This window comes from Geopsychrobacter electrodiphilus DSM 16401 (genome assembly GCF_000384395.1).
Lineage (GTDB): Bacteria > Desulfobacterota > Desulfuromonadia > Desulfuromonadales > Geopsychrobacteraceae > Geopsychrobacter > Geopsychrobacter electrodiphilus.
This window is the reverse complement of record NZ_ARWE01000001.1, coordinates 3658602-3676405: the sequence shown is the minus strand read 5'-3', so window position 1 is coordinate 3676405 and position 17804 is coordinate 3658602. Positions and strand designations below refer to the sequence as shown.

At 59.4% G+C, this 17804-nt stretch carries 18 protein-coding genes; 15 read left to right on the top strand and 3 right to left on the bottom strand.

Going from position 1 to position 17804, the window contains the following annotated elements:
* Positions 1-47: 47 nt before the first annotated feature.
* Positions 48-383, bottom strand: coding sequence for a hypothetical protein (locus D888_RS0117270; protein WP_020677831.1), 336 nt, complete (start codon positions 381-383; stop codon positions 48-50).
* 373 nt (positions 384-756) lie between these two features.
* On the opposite strand from D888_RS0117270, the gene D888_RS0117260 reads away from it, so the two are divergent.
* Positions 757-2670: a potassium transporter Kup gene (locus D888_RS0117260; protein WP_020677829.1), complete on the top strand. Its 1914-nt coding sequence runs from the start codon at positions 757-759 to the stop codon at positions 2668-2670.
* Between the two features lie 133 nt (positions 2671-2803).
* On the opposite strand, the gene D888_RS0117255 is transcribed toward D888_RS0117260, so the two are convergent.
* Together D888_RS0117255 and D888_RS0117250 are read right to left on the bottom strand one after the other, a co-directional pair.
* Entirely contained in the window at positions 2804-3676 is an 873-nt protein-coding gene (locus tag D888_RS0117255) for a glycerophosphodiester phosphodiesterase (protein WP_026362467.1), read from the bottom strand.
* A gap of 237 nt (positions 3677-3913) precedes the next feature.
* Positions 3914-4966: a hypothetical protein gene (locus tag D888_RS0117250; RefSeq protein ID WP_020677827.1), complete on the bottom strand. Its 1053-nt coding sequence runs from the start codon at positions 4964-4966 to the stop codon at positions 3914-3916.
* A 236-nt stretch (positions 4967-5202) separates the two neighbouring features.
* On the opposite strand from D888_RS0117250, the gene fabG reads away from it, so the two are divergent.
* From fabG to D888_RS22160, 14 genes are all read left to right on the top strand, one after another.
* On the top strand, positions 5203-5934 hold the full coding sequence (gene fabG / locus D888_RS0117245) for a 3-oxoacyl-ACP reductase FabG (protein WP_020677826.1): 732 nt from the start codon (positions 5203-5205) through the stop codon (positions 5932-5934).
* Between the two features lie 16 nt (positions 5935-5950).
* Positions 5951-7165, top strand: a complete 1215-nt coding sequence (locus D888_RS0117240) for a beta-ketoacyl-[acyl-carrier-protein] synthase family protein (protein WP_020677825.1) — start codon at positions 5951-5953, stop codon at positions 7163-7165.
* 4 nt (positions 7166-7169) lie between these two features.
* The gene (locus D888_RS0117235; protein WP_020677824.1) at positions 7170-8645 is read left to right on the top strand and encodes a phytoene desaturase family protein; all 1476 of its coding nucleotides are present in this window, start codon (positions 7170-7172) and stop codon (positions 8643-8645) included.
* The gene (locus D888_RS0117230) at positions 8636-9871 is read left to right on the top strand and encodes a beta-ketoacyl-[acyl-carrier-protein] synthase family protein (protein WP_020677823.1); all 1236 of its coding nucleotides are present in this window, start codon (positions 8636-8638) and stop codon (positions 9869-9871) included. Before D888_RS0117235 ends, D888_RS0117230 begins: the two co-directional genes overlap by 10 nt.
* Positions 9864-10118 (top strand): phosphopantetheine-binding protein, encoded by a 255-nt coding sequence (locus D888_RS0117225; RefSeq protein WP_020677822.1) that lies wholly within the window; start codon positions 9864-9866, stop codon positions 10116-10118. Before D888_RS0117230 ends, D888_RS0117225 begins: the two co-directional genes overlap by 8 nt.
* 64 nt (positions 10119-10182) lie before the next feature.
* Positions 10183-10929: a lysophospholipid acyltransferase family protein gene (locus D888_RS0117220; RefSeq protein ID WP_020677821.1), complete on the top strand. Its 747-nt coding sequence runs from the start codon at positions 10183-10185 to the stop codon at positions 10927-10929.
* Positions 10930-10967: 38 nt separating this feature from the next.
* Positions 10968-11390, top strand: a complete 423-nt coding sequence (locus tag D888_RS0117215) for a hotdog family protein (protein ID WP_020677820.1) — start codon at positions 10968-10970, stop codon at positions 11388-11390.
* A 2-nt stretch (positions 11391-11392) separates the two neighbouring features.
* Positions 11393-12040, top strand: coding sequence for an outer membrane lipoprotein carrier protein LolA (locus D888_RS22165; protein ID WP_051092389.1), 648 nt, complete (start codon positions 11393-11395; stop codon positions 12038-12040).
* A complete protein-coding gene (locus D888_RS0117205) occupies positions 12037-14412 on the top strand; it encodes an MMPL family transporter (RefSeq protein WP_020677818.1) in 2376 nt (791 codons plus the stop codon). The genes D888_RS22165 and D888_RS0117205 overlap by 4 nt, the downstream gene beginning before the upstream one ends.
* A 3-nt stretch (positions 14413-14415) precedes the next feature.
* Complete coding sequence (locus tag D888_RS0117200; protein WP_020677817.1) at positions 14416-15078, top strand: lipoprotein insertase outer membrane protein LolB; 663 nt, start codon at positions 14416-14418, stop codon at positions 15076-15078.
* On the top strand, positions 15075-15455 hold the full coding sequence (locus D888_RS0117195) for an ApeI family dehydratase (RefSeq protein ID WP_020677816.1): 381 nt from the start codon (positions 15075-15077) through the stop codon (positions 15453-15455). Before D888_RS0117200 ends, D888_RS0117195 begins: the two co-directional genes overlap by 4 nt.
* Positions 15452-15913: an acyl-CoA thioesterase gene (locus D888_RS0117190; protein WP_020677815.1), complete on the top strand. Its 462-nt coding sequence runs from the start codon at positions 15452-15454 to the stop codon at positions 15911-15913. The genes D888_RS0117195 and D888_RS0117190 overlap by 4 nt, the downstream gene beginning before the upstream one ends.
* A 5-nt stretch (positions 15914-15918) precedes the next feature.
* Positions 15919-17040: a beta-ketoacyl synthase N-terminal-like domain-containing protein gene (locus D888_RS0117185; RefSeq protein ID WP_245555049.1), complete on the top strand. Its 1122-nt coding sequence runs from the start codon at positions 15919-15921 to the stop codon at positions 17038-17040.
* The gene (locus tag D888_RS22160; RefSeq protein WP_020677813.1) at positions 17037-17756 is read left to right on the top strand and encodes a beta-ketoacyl synthase N-terminal-like domain-containing protein; all 720 of its coding nucleotides are present in this window, start codon (positions 17037-17039) and stop codon (positions 17754-17756) included. Before D888_RS0117185 ends, D888_RS22160 begins: the two co-directional genes overlap by 4 nt.
* Positions 17757-17804 lie beyond the last annotated feature (48 nt).

Genomic DNA, 17804 nt, shown 5'->3' with positions numbered 1-17804 from the left:
GAGTTTCTGACGGCAGGGGACGGCCAGTCTGAATGTGTTTTTTAGGGTCAGGCGAGAAAGGCGCCGGGTGGAGCTCGGCAGGGGGTGGCCGCAGTCAGTTTGGAAATGGCACTCTGGGGGGTGTGCCGGACTACGGAAATACGGAGAAAGCCGAGGACCTTTGGAGTAAAGGCCGGGGCGACGTGTAAAACATGATCAATTTTTGTAAGGCTGACAGCGAGCGAGTCGGACCCGACCTTGACGCTGAAACAGGTTTTCCCTCCGGATTGGGCGGAGGTCAGGTTGGTGGAGAAGGTCCCACCCGAGGCGAGGACGACAAAGATCAGCAGTAAAATCTGCAGCAGAGGTTTTTGGTACGGGCGGATCAGGCCGTGAGGTTTCATAAAAAAACGCTAGCATGGACAGTCATACCCTGACAAGGGAATAAGCTGGCGCGTTGGTTGTTGACCGGGAGCCGGAGCACATAAATTAACCAGTCAGTAGAAGGCGGTCTTTATGCAACAACATTCCGAGATGATTGATGTGCCGATTCCTGTTGAACCGATCCATACAAGGTAGAATTGCAGCAGGCCGCCGGTTATCAAATATGTTTCATGGCGTTTAAGCGCTAACTTCTGCTCCGGTGTCGACTCCCGCGGTGATAGTCATAGCCAGTGAGCTCTTGTCGGGCTGTAGCGCCTGTGGTAGGTTTCTCCTCCCGGCCGGACACAGTCGAAACCGGTCCTTCTGCCGATTTTCGATCAGGGATGTATCTTTGTGAAACAACCAGTCAATCCTGTTCCAGACAGCGATCAACCTCCGGGGCATCCGCGCAGCTCCCTCGCCGCACTGAGTCTGGCTGCTCTTGGGGTCGTCTTCGGGGATATCGGGACGAGCCCGCTCTACGCTCTGAAGGAATGCTTTCACAGCAGTCATGGACTGGTGCCGACTCCGGACAACGTGCTCGGGATCCTTTCCCTGATTTTTTGGGCCCTGATCCTGGTCATCTCCTTCAAATATCTCAGCTTCATCCTGCGCGCCGATAATAATGGGGAAGGCGGGATCATGGCCCTGACCGCCCTGATTCTGCCACGGAAAGCGCGCGATCAGGGAAACCGGAAGCTGCTGGTGATCCTCGGCCTGTTCGGCGCCGCCCTGCTTTACGGTGATGGCATGATTACCCCGGCGATTTCGGTTCTCTCGGCGATTGAAGGGCTGAAAATTGTGACGCCATCGATCGCTCCCCTGATTATTCCACTGACGGTCGCGGTCCTGGTTATTCTCTTCTTCTTCCAGTCGCGGGGTACGGGCAAGATCGGCGCGGTCTTCGGCCCACTCACCCTGGTCTGGTTTTTGGTCCTGGCCCTCCTCGGGATCCGCCAGATCATCACCTACCCTCAGGTTTTAATGGCGGCCAGTCCGCATTACGCCCTGCACTTCCTGTACAATAATGGCTGGCCGGCTTTTTTGGTTCTCGGCTCGGTGTTTCTGGTCGTCACCGGCGGCGAGGCGCTCTATGCTGATATGGGCCATTTTGGCGTGCGTCCGATCCGGCTGGTCTGGTTCAGCCTGGTCTTGCCGGCGCTGGTCATCAATTATTTCGGCCAAGGCGCGCTGTTACTCTCACACCCTGAGGCCTTGGAAAATCCCTTCTATCACATGGCACCACACTGGGCGCTGGTGCCGCTGGTGGTGCTGGCCACCGCAGCCACCATTATCGCCTCGCAAGCGGTTATTTCGGGGTCTTTCTCCATCACTATGCAGGCGATCCAGCTCGGTTTCAGCCCGCGTCTGACCGTCTCCCATACCTCAGCCAAGGAACGCGGGCAGATTTACCTGCCTGCCGTCAACTGGCTGCTGATGTTCAGCTGCATCGGTCTTGTTATTGGCTTCGGCTCCTCCAGCAACCTGGCCGCCGCCTACGGCTTTTCGGTGACCACCGACATGATCATTACCACCCTGCTCTTTTTCTTCGTGACCCGCGAACGCTTCCACTGGCCGCTCAGGACATCCCTGCTGCTTTGTGGCGGCTTCCTGATTTTCGATCTCGCCTTCTTCGGCGCCAACTTCGCCAAAATACTGCACGGCGGCTGGTTCCCGCTGTTGGTCGCGAGCCTGGTCTTTACCCTGATGTCAACCTGGAAGACCGGGCGCAGAATCCTCTCCAAACGGCTGCGCGAGGGATCCCTGTCGATCAGCAACTTCCTCTCCTCGATCAGCGTCTCCATGCCGCCGCGGGTTGAGGGGACCGCGGTCTTCATGTCCGGCAACTTGCATATTGCGCCCCCGGCGATGTTGCACAATCTCAAGCACAACCGGGTTCTGCACCAGCGCATTATTATTCTCGCCGTCGTCACCGAGGATGTGCCGCATGTGCCGGAAGCCCGGCGGAGCGAGTTGGAAGATGTCGGTGAGGGGATCTATCTGCTGGTGCTGAGTTACGGTTTCATGGATGAACCGGATGTACCGCAGGTGCTCTCAACTCTTGAGGTGGGGGGGCGTCCTTTTAAGTTGATGGAGACGACCTTCTTCCTGGGGCGCGAGACGATCATCCCCTCGTCCCGGCCGGGGATGGCTCTCTGGCGCGAACATCTTTTCACTACCATGTCACGCAACGCCCGTACCGCCACCAGTTTCTTTGGTCTGCCGCCGAACCGCGTCGTCGAACTGGGAATGCAGATCGAGATCTGAGCGCCCGGTTACGCACTTGATCCGTCAAAGTGACTCGCCTGACGCCTTCCTCCTCCGCTTGTACCGCTTAAAAAAGAGGTTTTATCATCGCAGCCTGATACCAGAGCCCCCGCCGATTCAGGTTTTTTTTGGGCTATTTGCTCTGCTTCAACTGCAGGAGATGGTCCACTACCTGCCGGGTGCGGGCAGGAAAATCTGTAATCAGGCCGCTTACGCCCATGACCGTGAGTTCATCTATTGTTTCAACGTCGTTGACTGTCCAGACATTGACATGAATCCCCGCCGTGCGCAGCCGCGCGACATCCTCTTTGGTGACCAACGCGGCAGCGGGATGATAGGCCGTCGCTGCGTATGCGCGACAGAGCTCCAGCGGGTCAGCGGGGCGCGTCCCTTCCACCAGAACGGCGCGCGCCAGTTGCGGGAGCCGGGTGCGCGCTTCGGCGAGATACTGATGTTGAAATGAGGACAACAGGACCCTCTCCACCATGTCGCAAGAGCGGATCATTTCCACCACACTGGCTGTCACGCGGCTATGCCCCTTGAGCCGCGCGTGGTCCTTGATCTCGACGTTAACCGTCCAGTCCTTTTCGCGGGTGAAGTGCAGCGCCTCCTCAAGGGTCGGAAGCCGGCAACCGACATAGCTCGCAAGTTGATGATCACTGATTTCGTGTGCGGCTACAGTGCCGAAGGGGTCCGAGGCGGCAAACCAGCTGCCGGCATCCAGCCGGCGGGTTTCATCCAGAGTCAGATCACAGACGCGCCAGGGAGCTTGACCGGCAAATTCCGGGCGCCGGGAAATATCCGTGGTGCGTTGAAGGCTGTCGTCATGCATAACCACCGGGATACCATCTGCGGTGAGGCAGACGTCCAGCTCCCACATCTGCGCTCCCTGGCGGAGGGCGCAGTCCGCGGCGGCGAGGGTATTTTCTGGCGCGCTGCTGCGGGCACCACGATGAGCAATGATGAACACCGTCGGGTCTGCCGGGAACAGAAGGTTTGCTTTCAAGTGCTGGTCCGTCATCGCTAAATCTGCCTCCTTCAAGTTGCTTTTTCAATTATCTGGGGGTATGAGAATAGTAACCATATGTAAAAGTGAGTAAAAGTGAGAGGGGTTACAATTCGCCGGAGGTGTTGCCGCAGACCGGAAATTCCCTGCTCGACGCCATCCTCCGGCGGGCGCAAAGGATGACTCTCCTGATGGCGAGACGGGGACGATTGAGTGGTCTCAAGCTGTGGAACGACATTACAAACCCCAGCCCCAATACGCCAGAAATTTGCTAAAATCCCGCATATCTGATGCGTCACGGGCCCAGGGTTTGAGACTGGTGTAAAAAGTCGTACCATCCTGTTTGTCTTTGCCGAGGACCTTATCCTGGCCGATGTGCCAATCGAGCGCCCACCAGCTCATAAAAAGGCGTTCGCGGGTTTTGAAGCTCCCCTTCACATAGCCTTTGCGTGCTCCGGAGGTTACGAACATCGAGGTGGTATGCTGCTTCGAGATCGGCAGGTTGTTTAAATCTGCCAGGGGTTTGAGGTGCATCGGGATAGTGTTTGTCTGGATTGTATCGACTGGAGCCAGCCAGACATTCATAACCCGATGGGTGTCGGGCCTGATGCTGATCTGGATGCGGAGTGGTGCCGCACCGGCCTGCGGATAGCTTAACCGCGCCGGGAGATCTTCGGAAAAAACCGTCTGGCGGTCTGGCGGCCAGCCTTGAGGGAACGCCGGCGGCGTAAGGTATGACGTGGGAATAAAGGCCAGGTAGCAGCCGCAGGTATGGACGCTGGTGACGAGCAGGGGCTGGTGCTGCGCATTAAGCGTGATCACAATCAGCAGCCCGATGTTTTTGCCGGCCCCCAGATAGAATGGGCTGAGGCCGCCCGGAATTTCCTGAAAGTGAACCCGGTAAATCAGGTTGGTGTAGTCACCCCTGGGAGTGGTGAATGGTCGCTGCGCTGCATAGATCACCGCGGTGTCGGGATCGATAAACACCTCCTCGTCAGAAGTCGCGCGTACGGTACCGATGCGGTTATGGTCGGTGCTGTTCTCTTCAATCCAGAACACCGGGGCGAAGCGATTGAGCAGTTGATCTCCCGGTTCGGCAAGGTAGGGAGTGGCTGTGGCCAGCGACGAGGGTTTGGGCGCATTGATACACCCCGTTAAAAGCAGCGGGATAAAAACGGCCAGGAGGACAGGAATACGAATTTTCAGGGTGAAGCGGGTGGAGTTGAACATCAGATAATTCCTCAAAGGATTGGCAGCCGATGTCACCCGCAGGATGGCCAGATCGATCATCTCCGGGCGGGATTAAAATTGTGATCACGGCCAAGTCGCGCAAAAGATTTACTTTTATCTAACGATAATAACAGGAAAAGAGTTATTTTTATGTTTCATCAGCCTTAGACAGGATGAGTGTTGACGATTCGACAAGATTGCCGCGCGCGGATTGACGTCACACGAGGCTCTTTGGGAGCTGGAGCTTTTTTTAGGGTGCAGGTTACTGTTGTTAGTAGAAGGCGAGGATTTTTTCATTGACTGAAAATGCGAGGATAGCTCTGGTGACCGGGGCGAGTCGAGGAATCGGCGCTGCGATTGCGCGTGAGCTGGCGTCAGCCGGTTTTGCGATCTGGCTGAATTATCGCAGCGATCATCTGGCGGCTGAGCAAGTCGCTAAAGAGATTGAAGCCGCCGGGGGAATTTGCATCCTGGTTCCTTTTGATGTCGCTGATCCCGTCGCGGTTGAGGCCGCGTTGGAACCCTTGCTCAAGGAGCAGGTGCCTTTCGTGCTGGTGAATAATGCCGGTTTTGCGCGCGATGGCATCATGGCGATGATGAGTCAGTCCGACTGGGGCAATGTCCTCGCCGTTCACCTCAACGGCTTTTTCAATGTTACCCGTCTGGTGGTCGCCCGGATGCTGAGGAAGCGTCAGGGGCGGATCATCAATATTGTCTCGACTTCGGGTGAATCCGGAGTCGCTGGCCAGGTCAACTATTCGGCGGCCAAGGCCGGACTGATCGGCGCGACCCGTTCTTTGGCCGCAGAAGTCGGGCGCCGGAATATTCTGGTCAATGCCGTCTCGCCGGGGTTTATCACGACTGAAATGACCGCCGAACTGTCGCAGGCGCAGATTCTGCCATTGATCCCTCTGGGGCGGTTCGGAACACCGGAAGAGGTCTCGGGCCTCGTCGGTTTTCTCTGTTCTGAGCGGGCGAGCTACATCACGGGTCAGGTCTTTGCCGTCAACGGCGGCGTGCATATTTAAACGACAGGAATTCTCATTGTATCGCGTTGCTATCACCGGAATCGGAATCGTCTCCTGCCTAGGGAACAATCTTCAGGAAGTGGGCGCCGCCTTGCGCGCCGGGCGCTCCGGAATTGTCATTGATCCGCGGCGGGTCGAGATGGGTTTTCGCAGTCCGTTGACCGGGCAGATCAGTAACTTTGATGACAGCCTGCTGTCACGCAAGCAGCGCAAGAGCATGCCCGATTTTGCGGTCTGGGCCTATGCCACGGCACGGGATGCGCTGGCGCAGGCCGGGCTTGACGCGGCAGCAATCGCGAATGATATGACCGGCCTGATTTACGGCTGCGATTCAAGCTGTGTCGCGGCGGTGGAACAGGTCGCTGTCCTGGCCGAAAAGGGAGACACTCACTCCATCGGCAGTGGCCAGATCTTCCGTTCTATGACTTCGACCGTCACCATGAACCTCAACACCCTGTTGCAAACCCGCGGCGCCTGCTGGTCCCTCAGTTCGGCCTGTTCCAGTGGCGGACACGCCGTCGGGCAGGCCGCCGATCTGATCCGTCTCGGGCGTCAGGAACGCGTGATCTGTGGCGGTGCCCAGGAGATCAACTGGCAATCGATGTGCAGTTTTGACGGGCTGGGGGCCTTTTCGCCGCGCGTTGAGGACCCTTGCGCTGCCAGCCGCCCCTTCGACGCCGAACGCGATGGCCTGGTGCCGAGCGGCGGTGCCACAAGCGTCGTGCTGGAGCGTTACGATCTGGCTGAAAAAAGGGGAGCCTGCATTCTGGGTGAACTGCTCGGTTATGGTTTCTCCTCGGATGGGGGACAGCTAGCGGTGCCGAGTCACGACGGGATCAGTCGGGCGATGCGCATGGCCCTGGATCAGAGCGGCCTCGCGGCGGCCGAGATCGATTATCTCTCTGCCCATGCGACGTCGACCCCGGCGGGTGATGCTGCCGAGGCGGCCAATATCCGGGCTGTCTTCGGGGCCAGCACGCCACCGATTTCATCCCTGAAATCGATGACCGGTCATGAACTTTGGATGTCGGGGGCCTCGCAGGTGGTCTATGCGACGATCATGGCCCAGCAGAAATTTATTGCGCCGAATATCAACTATACCCGGCCGAGCGCTGACACTGCCGGACTGAACATCATTCGCGAGACCATTCATCAGGCCCCATCGAAGGTGCTGTGTAATTCAGCCGGCTTTGGCGGCACCAACTCTGCGCTTGTCCTCCGGTTTTCCTGAGTTTATGGCTTATGATTCTATCGTTATCGGAGCGGGGCTCTCCGGTCTGACCTCCGCACTGCTGCTCGCCCGCAGCGGTCGTAAGGTGCTGATCCTCGAGCGACACCACCAGCCGGCACCGGTGGTGCGTGGCTTCAGCCGTGACGGTCTGTATTTCGACAGCGGTTTCCACTACGTCGGTGGCCTGGGAGCAGCTGGCCCCTTGGGCTCATTTTTGGGGCATCTGGGGCTGGCCGCCAGGCTGGAGATTTTCCCCTATGCCGAGCGGGGGTTCGATCGGTTACGCATCGCGGCAACCGGTGAGACCTTTGCGCTGCCGGTCGGCTTCGCGGCGATCAAGGCTGAGCTGGGGGAGAGGTTCCCCGCCGCCCGCGCCAAGCTTGAGAGTTATCTGGATCTGATCGCTCAGCAATGGTGCTCCTTCCCCTATCTGGATCTGGATGCCGATATCAGCGCTTTCGGCATGCAGACGGTTCATGGACCATCCCTGTATGAACGCCTGCAGGAATTCAGTACCTGGCCGCAGTTGCAGGGTCTGCTCTCGATGCACAGCCTGCTCTATGGTGTTCCCCCGGAAGATGCGCCGGAAACCCTGAACGCTCAGGTTGCCGGTTCCTATTACCACTCGGTGCATGGGATTGTCGGGGGTGGCCGGGCGCTGGTCGAGGCTCTACTTGAACTTCTGACCAACGCGGGGGTGGAAGTTCGGTGTCGCGCAGAGGTCACAGCCGTGCGCACGGATGCTGGTGCTGTCAGCGGTGTTCAGCTGCTCAGCGGCGAGAAAATACCGGCCAGAGAGCTGGTGGTCACCCTGAATCCGGCGCTGCTGCCAAAGATGTTGCCGCCGGGAGTGTTGCGACCGGCTTATCTGAAGCGTTTAAATAATTTACGTCAGACCTCATCTGCCTATATAGTGTTCGCCAGAAGCGCAAAACCCCTCGAATTCCTGCGCCACAGAAACCTCTTTATTCAGCAGCAAGCCGGGATCTTCGGTCATGACGCACAGAAGCCACTGACTGAGCGCTCCATCTACCTGACCGCAGCAGATCAGGGGCGGGATGGTGCGCTTATGGGTTTGATCGGCATCGTTCCCGCGAGTTATGCTGAAGTCGCGGCCTGGGACAGCAAAGATCAACGTCATGCCCGGGATTACCAGGCGCATAAAACTGCGATCGGAGAAACCCTTTTGCGGATGTTCGCGGCGAATTGCCCAGAACTCGCTGACCTGGAACTCCTTGAACTGGCAACCCCATTGACCCTGCGCGATTATTCCAATGCTCCGGCGGGAGCAATTTACGGGGTCGGGCGCTTCATTGGCCAGTATAATCCGTCCCCGGTGACCCGTTTGCCCGGCCTGTTTCTGTCCGGTCAGGCGATTGCCGCTCCCGGTCTATTGGGGGCCCTGGTTGCCAGCTACCTGACCTGTGGTTCGATCCTGGGCCATGAACATCTGCGAAAAGAGCTAAAAATATGGCGTTAGAATCTGTGGTTGTGACTGGAATCGGGATTATCTCCCCCCTCGGGCACACCTTTGACGCGTTGATGGCAGCTCTGTACGTCGGGGAATCAGGGGTCAAAATCGTACCCGAGCTAGACCATATCGGCGGCTTGCGCTCGCGCCTGGCCGCACGAGTTGAGGGGGTCGAGCCTAAAAATATCCCCCGCAAAATCCGGCGTTCCATGTCAAATATGTCGGTCTACGCCTATCTGGCCAGTCAGCAGGCGCTGGCGATGGCTGCTTATCCGGAGGCGCTGCTGGCCAGCGGGCGCACCGGGGTGATGATCGGTTCAACCCTGGGGAGTACCGAAACCAGCGAGGCGTTTTTCGCCGACTATTTCCGCGATCACAGTCTTGAACGGATGAAGTCCGGCCTGTTCTTTCAGATCATGGGGCACTCCTGCGCGGCAAATGTCGCCCAGTCGCTGGGGATTACCGGCCGGGTCATGGCTCCTTCGGCGGCCTGTGCCACCAGCTGTCAGGCGCTAGGTTATGCCTATGAACAGATCGCCTTCGGCCGCCAGGATGCCATCCTCTGCGGTGGCGCCGACGAGTTTCACCCCCTGACGGTGGCGACCTTCGATGTGATGCATGCTGCCTCGACCGCCTACAATCAGCAACCGGACGCCGCACCTCGTCCCTTCGATCGCGCCCGTGATGGTCTGGTGTGTGGTGAGGGGAGCGGCATCCTGCTGCTCGAAAAACGCAGTGTTGCCGCAGCGCGCGGGGCAAGGGTGCTGGCCGAGATCATCGGTTTCGCGACCACCTCGGACACCTCGAGTATCGCCAATCCCGATGCCGGAGCAATGTACGACTGCATGCGTCTTGCCCTGGAAGATGCCGGGCTGGCTAGCAGCGATCTCGATTACATCAACGCCCACGCCACCGGAACCCTGCAGGGGGATGTCGCCGAGGCCGAGGCGATCCGGCGTCTGGTCGCCGATCGGGTGCCGGTCAGCAGCCTTAAAGGGCATCTGGGCCACACAATGGCGGCCAGTGGTTCGATTGAACTGGCGGCCTGCATCGGTATGATGCGTCAGGGTGAACTGATCCGGACGCGCAATCTCGACGAGGTTGATGAGCAGTGTTGTGGCCTCTGGCATCTTCAGCAGAACCAGCAGACAACACCGAAAATTGTATTGAAAAATAATTTTGCCATGGGGGGCATAAATTGCACCCTGATCATGAGGAGCAGCATGTATGACTGAAGCGGACGTGATTGAACTGATCGATTCCAGTCTGGCCGATGAATTCGAACTCGACCGGGAGGCTATGACCCCCGAGGCTAATATCTATACAGATCTGGGCCTGGACAGCCTCGACACCGTCGATATGGTTATCGTTCTGGAAGGCGCCTTCAAGTTCAAGATTCGCGAAGAAGAATCGGTGCGGGCCATCCGCACCCTTAGTGATATCCACAACTTTGTCCTGCAAAAAATTGCTGAACAGGGTTGAGCTATCGGAACAGGTCGAGTCTGGGATTTATTCTGGATCATCCGCTATGCAAGTGAGGACTTGAGTGATACTGCTGCTGATGAATCTCTGGTGTTACGGCACGCTGCTGCTCTGGACCCTGCTCGGAATCCTGGCTTTCCCCTTTGCTTTCGGCCTGGGGCTGCTGTTTCTGCGTCAGCCGGCCGACAAGCTGGCGCGTTGGTTTATCTGGTTGTATGGCCGCGGCTGGTTGCTGCTGATGAGCCCCTTTGTACGTTTCCGCCGCGAGCAGATGGCGTTAATCAAGGCTGATACTCCATGCCTGTTCGTGGTGAATCACCTGTCGTTTTTTGATACCTACTGCATGGCGCTGCTGCCGGTGCATGACATCACATTCGCGGTGCGCTCCTGGCCGTTCCGCATGTTCTGGTACAGCGGCTTCATGCGCCTGGCGCGCTATCTGGATGTCGAGGGGAGCAGCTGGGATGAGACCCTGTGCAACAGTAAGAGCGCTTTTGCGGCCGGGGGGACGGTGCTGTTCTTCCCAGAGGGACATCGCAGTCGCGACGGTCAACTGCAGCGTTTCTACTCCGGCGGGTTCAAGGTCGCGATTAACGCCGGGGTGCCGCTGATCCCACTGTGCATCGATGGCACCGACCGGCTGCTGCCGCCCGGACGCAAGCTGTTTCGTCCTTGTCAGGTCCGGTTGCGCGCGCTGGAGCCGATTGATACGCGCGCCTTCAACGATGATGAGGGGCACAGCCGTCTGCGTAAACTGGTGAAGGGTCGCATGACCGCTGCCCTGGACGAGATGCGCGGCACACCCGGCTGAGGGTGCCTGCTGAAGCTATCGCCCCAATGGAGAGAGTGATGAACCTGAGCCTGCCGATGGCGGCCGAAGCCCTGGTGCCGCATCGTTTGCCGATGCGGCTGGTGGAGCGCTTACTTGAGATTGACGGCCAGAACGGCGTCGTCGAGGCGCTGGTGCGTGCCGACTGTCCGCTGGTCGATGAACAGGGTCAACTTGAGGATGTCGCCCTGATCGAACTGATCGCTCAGAGCTTCGCCGCGCTCCGGGGTTATCTTGACCGGCGCGCCGGATTCCCGGTGCGTCAGGGTTTTCTGGTCGGGATCAAGAAGCTCGTCCGCTTACACAGCACGAGGGTCGGGGATTGTCTGCAGATTCACATCCGCACTCTGGCCGAACTGGATGGTTTTGCCGTCGCTGACGGTGAAATCTGGACAGATAAAACCCTGATCGCACGGGGTGAAATCAAGATATGGATCAACTGAAAATGCGCAAATTATGCTGTTTGAACCTCCTGCTGGTGGTTTTGTTCCTGGTCGCCGCACCTCTCGGTGCCGCCGAAACCACGGACTTGCACACCCTGCTGCGGCAGCTGCAGGATACCGCAGGACAGACTCATTCCCTGAAGAGTGATTTTATCCAGGAGAAAGAGTTGGCAATTTTTTCCGAGAAGCTGGTGTCCGCAGGGCGCTTCGCCTATCAACAGCCGGACCGGTTGCGCTGGGAACTGCTGACCCCCATAGACTCGGGTTTTGTCTTGCGTGGTGACAAGGGGGAACGCTGGAACAGCCTCAGCCGTGAGCGCAGTGACTTTTCGGTGGCCAATGATCCGATCATGGGGATCATTGCCCGGCAGCTGCTGGCCTGGGCGCGGGTTGATCTCGACTGGCTGCAGAGTCGTTACCGCATGGAGCTGTTGGCCGAGTCGCCGGTCAGGTTGCGTCTGACCCCCCTTGATAAAGGGGAGGCAGGTTTCATCGAGGAGCTGCAGATTCTGTTTGCCGGGGATCGCAGCCATGTTGCCGAGGTGTTGCTCAAGGAGCAGGGCGGGGACAGTACCCTGCTGCGTTTTACTAACGTTCAGCTGAATACGGCGCTGCCAGTCGCGACCTTTGAGGCCCCGGAATTTAAATGAAGTTGATTGCCTCCTGTTACATCCTGATGCGCGAGCGACGCGGCTGGCTGGTGTTGATTCTGCTGCTGCTGGTCCTCGCCAGTGGCTGGAATCTGGCCCATTTAAAGATCGAGGAGAGTATCGTCTCCATGCTGCCGGACGGCGATTCGCGGGTCGCCGATGACTTTCATCTGTTGCAGCAAGCTCCTTTTGCGCGCAAGCTGGTCATTCATCTGCGCGCGGCGCCGGGGGTTGCGGTCAGCGATTTAATGAAAGCGACCGATCAACTCCGTGATTCTCTCCCGCCGGATCTGTTTATTCATCCCGTAAGTGGACCGGGTGAGCTGGGGAGTTCGCCCCTGCTGCGTGAGCTGGGGGATTTTTTGCCGCTGCTGGCTGATGCGCAGGATTTGCAGAAAATTGACCAACAGCTGCAGCCGGAGCAGATCGATCGCAGCATCGCTGAAGATTTGGCGCAACTGCTGCAGCCGCAGGGCGTGGCGTTGAAACAACAGATCCAGAGAGATCCGTTGAACCTGCAGCGTCTGGCTCTGGCCAAACTTGGATATGTCAATCCGCTCCCCGGGGTGCGTTTGGTCGAAGGCCATTTTCTCAGCGCCGATGGCCGCAGCAGCCTGATTTTGGCAGATACTCCGGTGTTGATTACCGATGCGGCGGGTGCGCGGGAACTGCTTGAGACGTTTCGTCAGGCTCGACAGCAGCTCCCTGTCGGGATCAGCGCTGCGCTGATCAGCGGGCACGGCTATACCCTGGCCAATGCCGATGCAATAAAGAACGACATGCGGCTGGTCCTGCTGGTCTCCGGACTTGGCATTCTGGTGCTGTTTCTGGTGTTCCTCCGCAGCTGGCGGGCGCTGGCGGTCTACCTGTTGCCACTCTTCAGTATGGCGCTGGCGCTGCTGGTCGCATCAGTCTGTTACGGGCGTCTCTCGGGGATTACGGTCGGTTTCGGCGCGGTCCTCCTCGGCATCACCATCGACTTCGGCCTGCATGTCTATTTTGCCCTGCGCTATGGGCAGGGGGAGCCCGCCGAACTGCTGCGGGCGGTAGCGCGGCCGGTAATCTTCGGCGCTCTGACCACCCTGGCCGCTTTTGCCGCGCTCTTGCGCTCCGAACTGCCCGGACAGCGGCAGCTGGCGATCTTTGCGATTGCCGGGATTCTTGCGGCTCTGCTTCTGGCGCTGCTGTTTTTGCCCCACTTTATCGTGGCCCGTGGCCCGGTGAATCCCCTGAGTCGCAAGGCCTATCGTCGACATATCTATCTGCGTAAACCCTGGTTGCGCTGGGCGGTGTTGAGCCTGTGGCTGGGGCTGTGCTGCCTCGGTGCGCTGCAGGCTCGGCATCTGTCGATCAACGGCGAACTTCGTCAGCTCAGCTATCTGCCCACCGCATTGCAGCAGAACGAACAACAGCTGGCCAAAGTCTGGGGCAATATGCGCGGTCGGGCCCTGGCTTTCGCCGAAGCGCCTGATCTGGAAACCGCCCTGCAACTCAATGAGCGCCTCTGGCAACTGCTGGGAGAAAAAGGCCTGCAGACGGAGTCGGTCAGCCTGGCTCCCCTGTTCCCTTCGGCGCGGACTCAGCAGCAACATCTGCAGAATTGGGAGAGCTTCTGGCAGGAGCGGCGACTGCCGACAGAAGCCCTTGTGCAGAAAGCGGGGGCGCACTACGGCTTTGCCGGGGACGCTTTTGCGCCATTTTTTGCGCGCCTCGCCCAGCCGCAGGCCGTGCTCGATGTCCCGACCCTGCAGCGCTGGGGTCTCGGCGGGCTGCTGGAGAATCTGTTGCTGCAGGACGAGCGCGGTTATTATCAGGTGCTGACCCTGATTCCCGACCGCCCTGAGCTGATCAGCAGTCTGGACTCCGAGCTCAGTGCGTTGCCGGGGTTGACCCTGGTTTCGCAGACTCGCTTCGGGCGTCAGCTCAGTCAGGAGATCTCCAGCGACTTCAAGCACTTTATCCTGCTCGCCGGTCTGGCCGTGCTGCTGCTGCTGCTGTTACTGTTTCGCCGCCTGCCGGAGGTGCTGCTGGCGCTCCTGCCGGTTATGACCGGACTGCTGGCGATGTTCGGCGGCATGGGCTGGCTCGGGCTGGAGATGAACCTGTTTAATGTGGCGGCGGCGATTCTGATTATCGGTCTGGGGGTTGATTACGGGATCTTCATGGTCTGTCATAGCCAACAGCCGGAGGATCTGGCCTCGTCCCGTGCGGTGCTGGTTTCCGGTTTGACCACCCTGGCGGGCTTCGGTGCCCTGGTCCTGGCCAAGCACCCGGCGCTGCATTCTATCGGACTGACGGTTCTGCTCGGGATCAGCGCCGCCGTTCCGACCGCGGTGCTGGTGATTCCGGCCCTGCGCGTCAAGAGGAACTGAGGCTTGCGTATTTTATCCATTTGTCTGCTGCTGGCGCTTGGCGCCTGCGGACCGACGCTTTCCACGCTGCAGCTGCCCGAAAACTGCCGGGCCGCACAGTCTCGGTCCCAACTGATTGCCGGTAACTGGCGGCAGCAACCCCATATCTGGCGCTTGCGCCAGGCTGCGCTGCTGGAGATCGGGTCGAAGAAGATTCCGCTTGAGGGGTTCTTGCGCCTCGACCTGCGACACAAAGAGGCGCGGCTGCTGGCGTTGAACGAAATGGGCCTGGTGCTGTTTGATCTGCAGGTGACAGAGCAGGGGGAAGTGCTGCATCGCGCCATCCCCCAGATCAGAGAGCACAAAGCCGTGGCTCGGGGCGTCGCCCAGAGTTTACGCCGGATCTTTCTGCAGCCGTTGCCCGAGGCGAACGATCTGTTGCAGACCCAGGGCAATAGCCAGGGTCTGCGGCGGAGCCTTAGCGATGGCCAGCTGGAGTTTATTTTTGATTGCTCCGGCGATCTGCGTGAAACCCGCCAGCAGGCGAAAAGCGGCGAATGGCAGGTGATCTACAACGACTATCGCGATTATGCCGGTGCGCGCCTGCCCGAGGAGATTCTGTTCAACGATGAGACACACCGGGTCAAATTGTCCCTCTGGCAAAAAGAGGTGAAACAGGAATTATGAATCGCATGCGTCAGGCACTTGTTGAAGCCGCTGTGGCTCCGGCCCGATTGACCGGCGCGAGCGGGGCACAGAGCTTCTGTTTTGCCGAAAACTTTCTCGGCTTTGCCGGACATTTTCCCGGCTATCCGATTCTGCCGGGGGTTCTGCAGACCCTGCTGGCGCAGCTGCTGGCTGAGCAGATTGTCGGGGAGACGTTGCAGTTTCAGGAGCTTACACGAGCCAAGTTCACCCGCCAATTGCGCCCCGGCGAACTGATCGAGGTGGTCGTCAATTGTCAGGAGCGTGAGGGTCAGTGGCGCTGTGTGACCCGGTTGATGGTCGCCGCTGAACTGGCCGCCAGTTTCACCCTGCTGCTGGGCAAGGAGGCCGCGGTATGAAGAAACCTTATTTCCCGATGAAGGCGGGGGCGCCACCGCCCCTGCGCTGTACGGTCGAGCGGGTGGTGCGCTTCGAAGAGGTCGACCCCCTCGCGATTGTCTGGCATGGCCGCTATCCGAGTTATTTCGAGGACGCGCGGGTGATGCTCGGGCAAACCTACGGCCTCGGGTACATGGATCTCTACCAGCAGGGGGTGTTGGCACCGATCAAGCAATTGTTCGTCGATTACCAGCTGCCGCTGCGCTTCGGCGAAGCCTTCAGTATCGAGGCGATTCTGCACTGGAGCGACGCGACCAGGCTGAACCATGAGTTTATCCTGCGCAACGCGGCCGGAGAAGTCACGACCAGTGGTTATTCGGTGCAATTGTTGATGGACGAGCAGCAGCAGGTGCTGATGCTGCCCCCCCCTTTTTATGCCGATTTTCGTGAGCGCTGGCAGGCGGGGGCCCTGTTTTGAGTCGCGTGGTCCTGACCCGCGCAGTGCCGGTCACCGCGCTGGGGGAGAACCTCGCCGGCCTCTGGCAGGGGTTGCTGAGGGAGGAGAGCGGGATTGCGCCGCTGACGCATTTTGACTGCGGCAACTACCTCTCCGGTTTGGGCGGCGCTATCGCGGGTCTGCAGGCTCCGCCAGGCGGGTCGCGGCTCGATCCGCTGCTGGAACGGGTTGCCGTTCAGCTGGGCCCGCTGCCTGTCGGTTGTCGGCTGCTGGTCGCTTCGACAAAGGGGGAGATCGATCGATTAGAGACTGTCGGCCGCCAGAGAACCCTGTTCCCGCGTGGGGTGCTGTTCGAGCCGCTGCTGGCCAAGATCGCGCGGCGTTTCGATCTGGCCGATCCCGGCAGCAACATCAACGCGGCCTGCGCCTCGTCGAGCATTGCGCTGGCGCGTGGGGCCGCCCAAATCGCCGCCGGGCAGGCCGAAGCGGTGTTGATCTACTCCGCCGATATTTTGAGTGAATTTGTTTTCTCAGGGTTCTCGGCACTGCAGGCGCTCTCGCCTGAACCGAGCCGTCCCTTTGATCGTCAGCGTCAGGGCCTGACCCTGGGTGAGGCCGGAGTGGCGCTGTTGTTGATGAGTGAAGCTTGCGCCCGGACCGCGGGAGAAACAGTGCTGGCATATGTCGCCGGGTGGGGGGTCGCCAACGACGCCCATCATGTCACCGCCCCGGCGCGTGATGGCAGCGGGCTGATCCGGGCCAGTCGTCTGGCGCTGTGTAAGGCCGCGCTCGCCGCCGAACAGATCGCGGCGATCAACGCTCACGGAACCGGCACCGTCTATAACGACGCCATGGAGCTAACCGCCTTCGGCGAAATCTTTGGCGACAGTTTGCCGCCGATGCACGGTGTCAAAGGGAGTCTGGGGCATTGCCTCGGCGCGGCCGGCGGCGTTGAGATCGCCATCGCCGCACGGGCGCTGCAGGAACAAACAATCCCCGCAACCTGTGGCTGTCTTGATCCTGAAGAAGCCACCCGGGGCCGGGTCATGAATAGCTCACAGTCCATATCCGGCGACTACCTGCTCTGCACTAACTCGGGTTTCGGCGGGATTAACAGCGCGGTTATCCTGCAGCGGGGGGCACAATGAACGCCTGGATCAACGGCATCGGCTGGTTGACTCCGGCGGGATTGGGCATGGGGCGCGCTGCCACTGAGCAACCGCTGGTGGCGGGAGAGCTCGAAATACCGACGCGCAAGCTGATTTTTAGCGAGGTCGACCGGCGTTTCGGCCGACTGGATGATTTTTCGCGCATTGGGCTGGCTGCACTGGCCATGTGTCTGCGTGATGCCGGTGCCGAAGATTGGCAGGAAAAACGGCCTATCGGCATCATTGCCGCCAGTCGCTACGGCTGCCTGGCAACGGATATCGCCTACCTTAAGACCATGCTCCCTGAAGGGGGAAAACTCGCCAGCCCGAATCTGTTCGCCTATACCCTGCCGAACAGCTTTCTCGGTGAAGCAGCGCTGCGCTTCGGTCTGACCGGTACCAGTCTGGTGCTGAATCGTGCGGATAACACCCGTCTTGAGAGTCTGCGTTTTGCCCTCGAAGAGCTGGCCTGGAGCGATCAGCAGGCGGTGCTGGCCGGGATCTGTGACCTGGCGCAGCCCGATCTGGATGTGGTGGCTGGTAGGGGTGATGGGGACGATCTCCCCGGGGCGGTTTTCCTGCTGCTCGGGCGCGAGCCGGGGGAGCAGGGGACATACGGTGAACTGAAACTGGACAAGGGTGAGGTCTGGTTTGATGGAGTTAGACCTGCAGATCTGGCTGCGTTAATTAAGGCCTGTCTGGCAACGAATCGATAGATTTTTCGCGGAGGAGTTTGCCGCTGACATAAAAGGAGTTGAAAACCG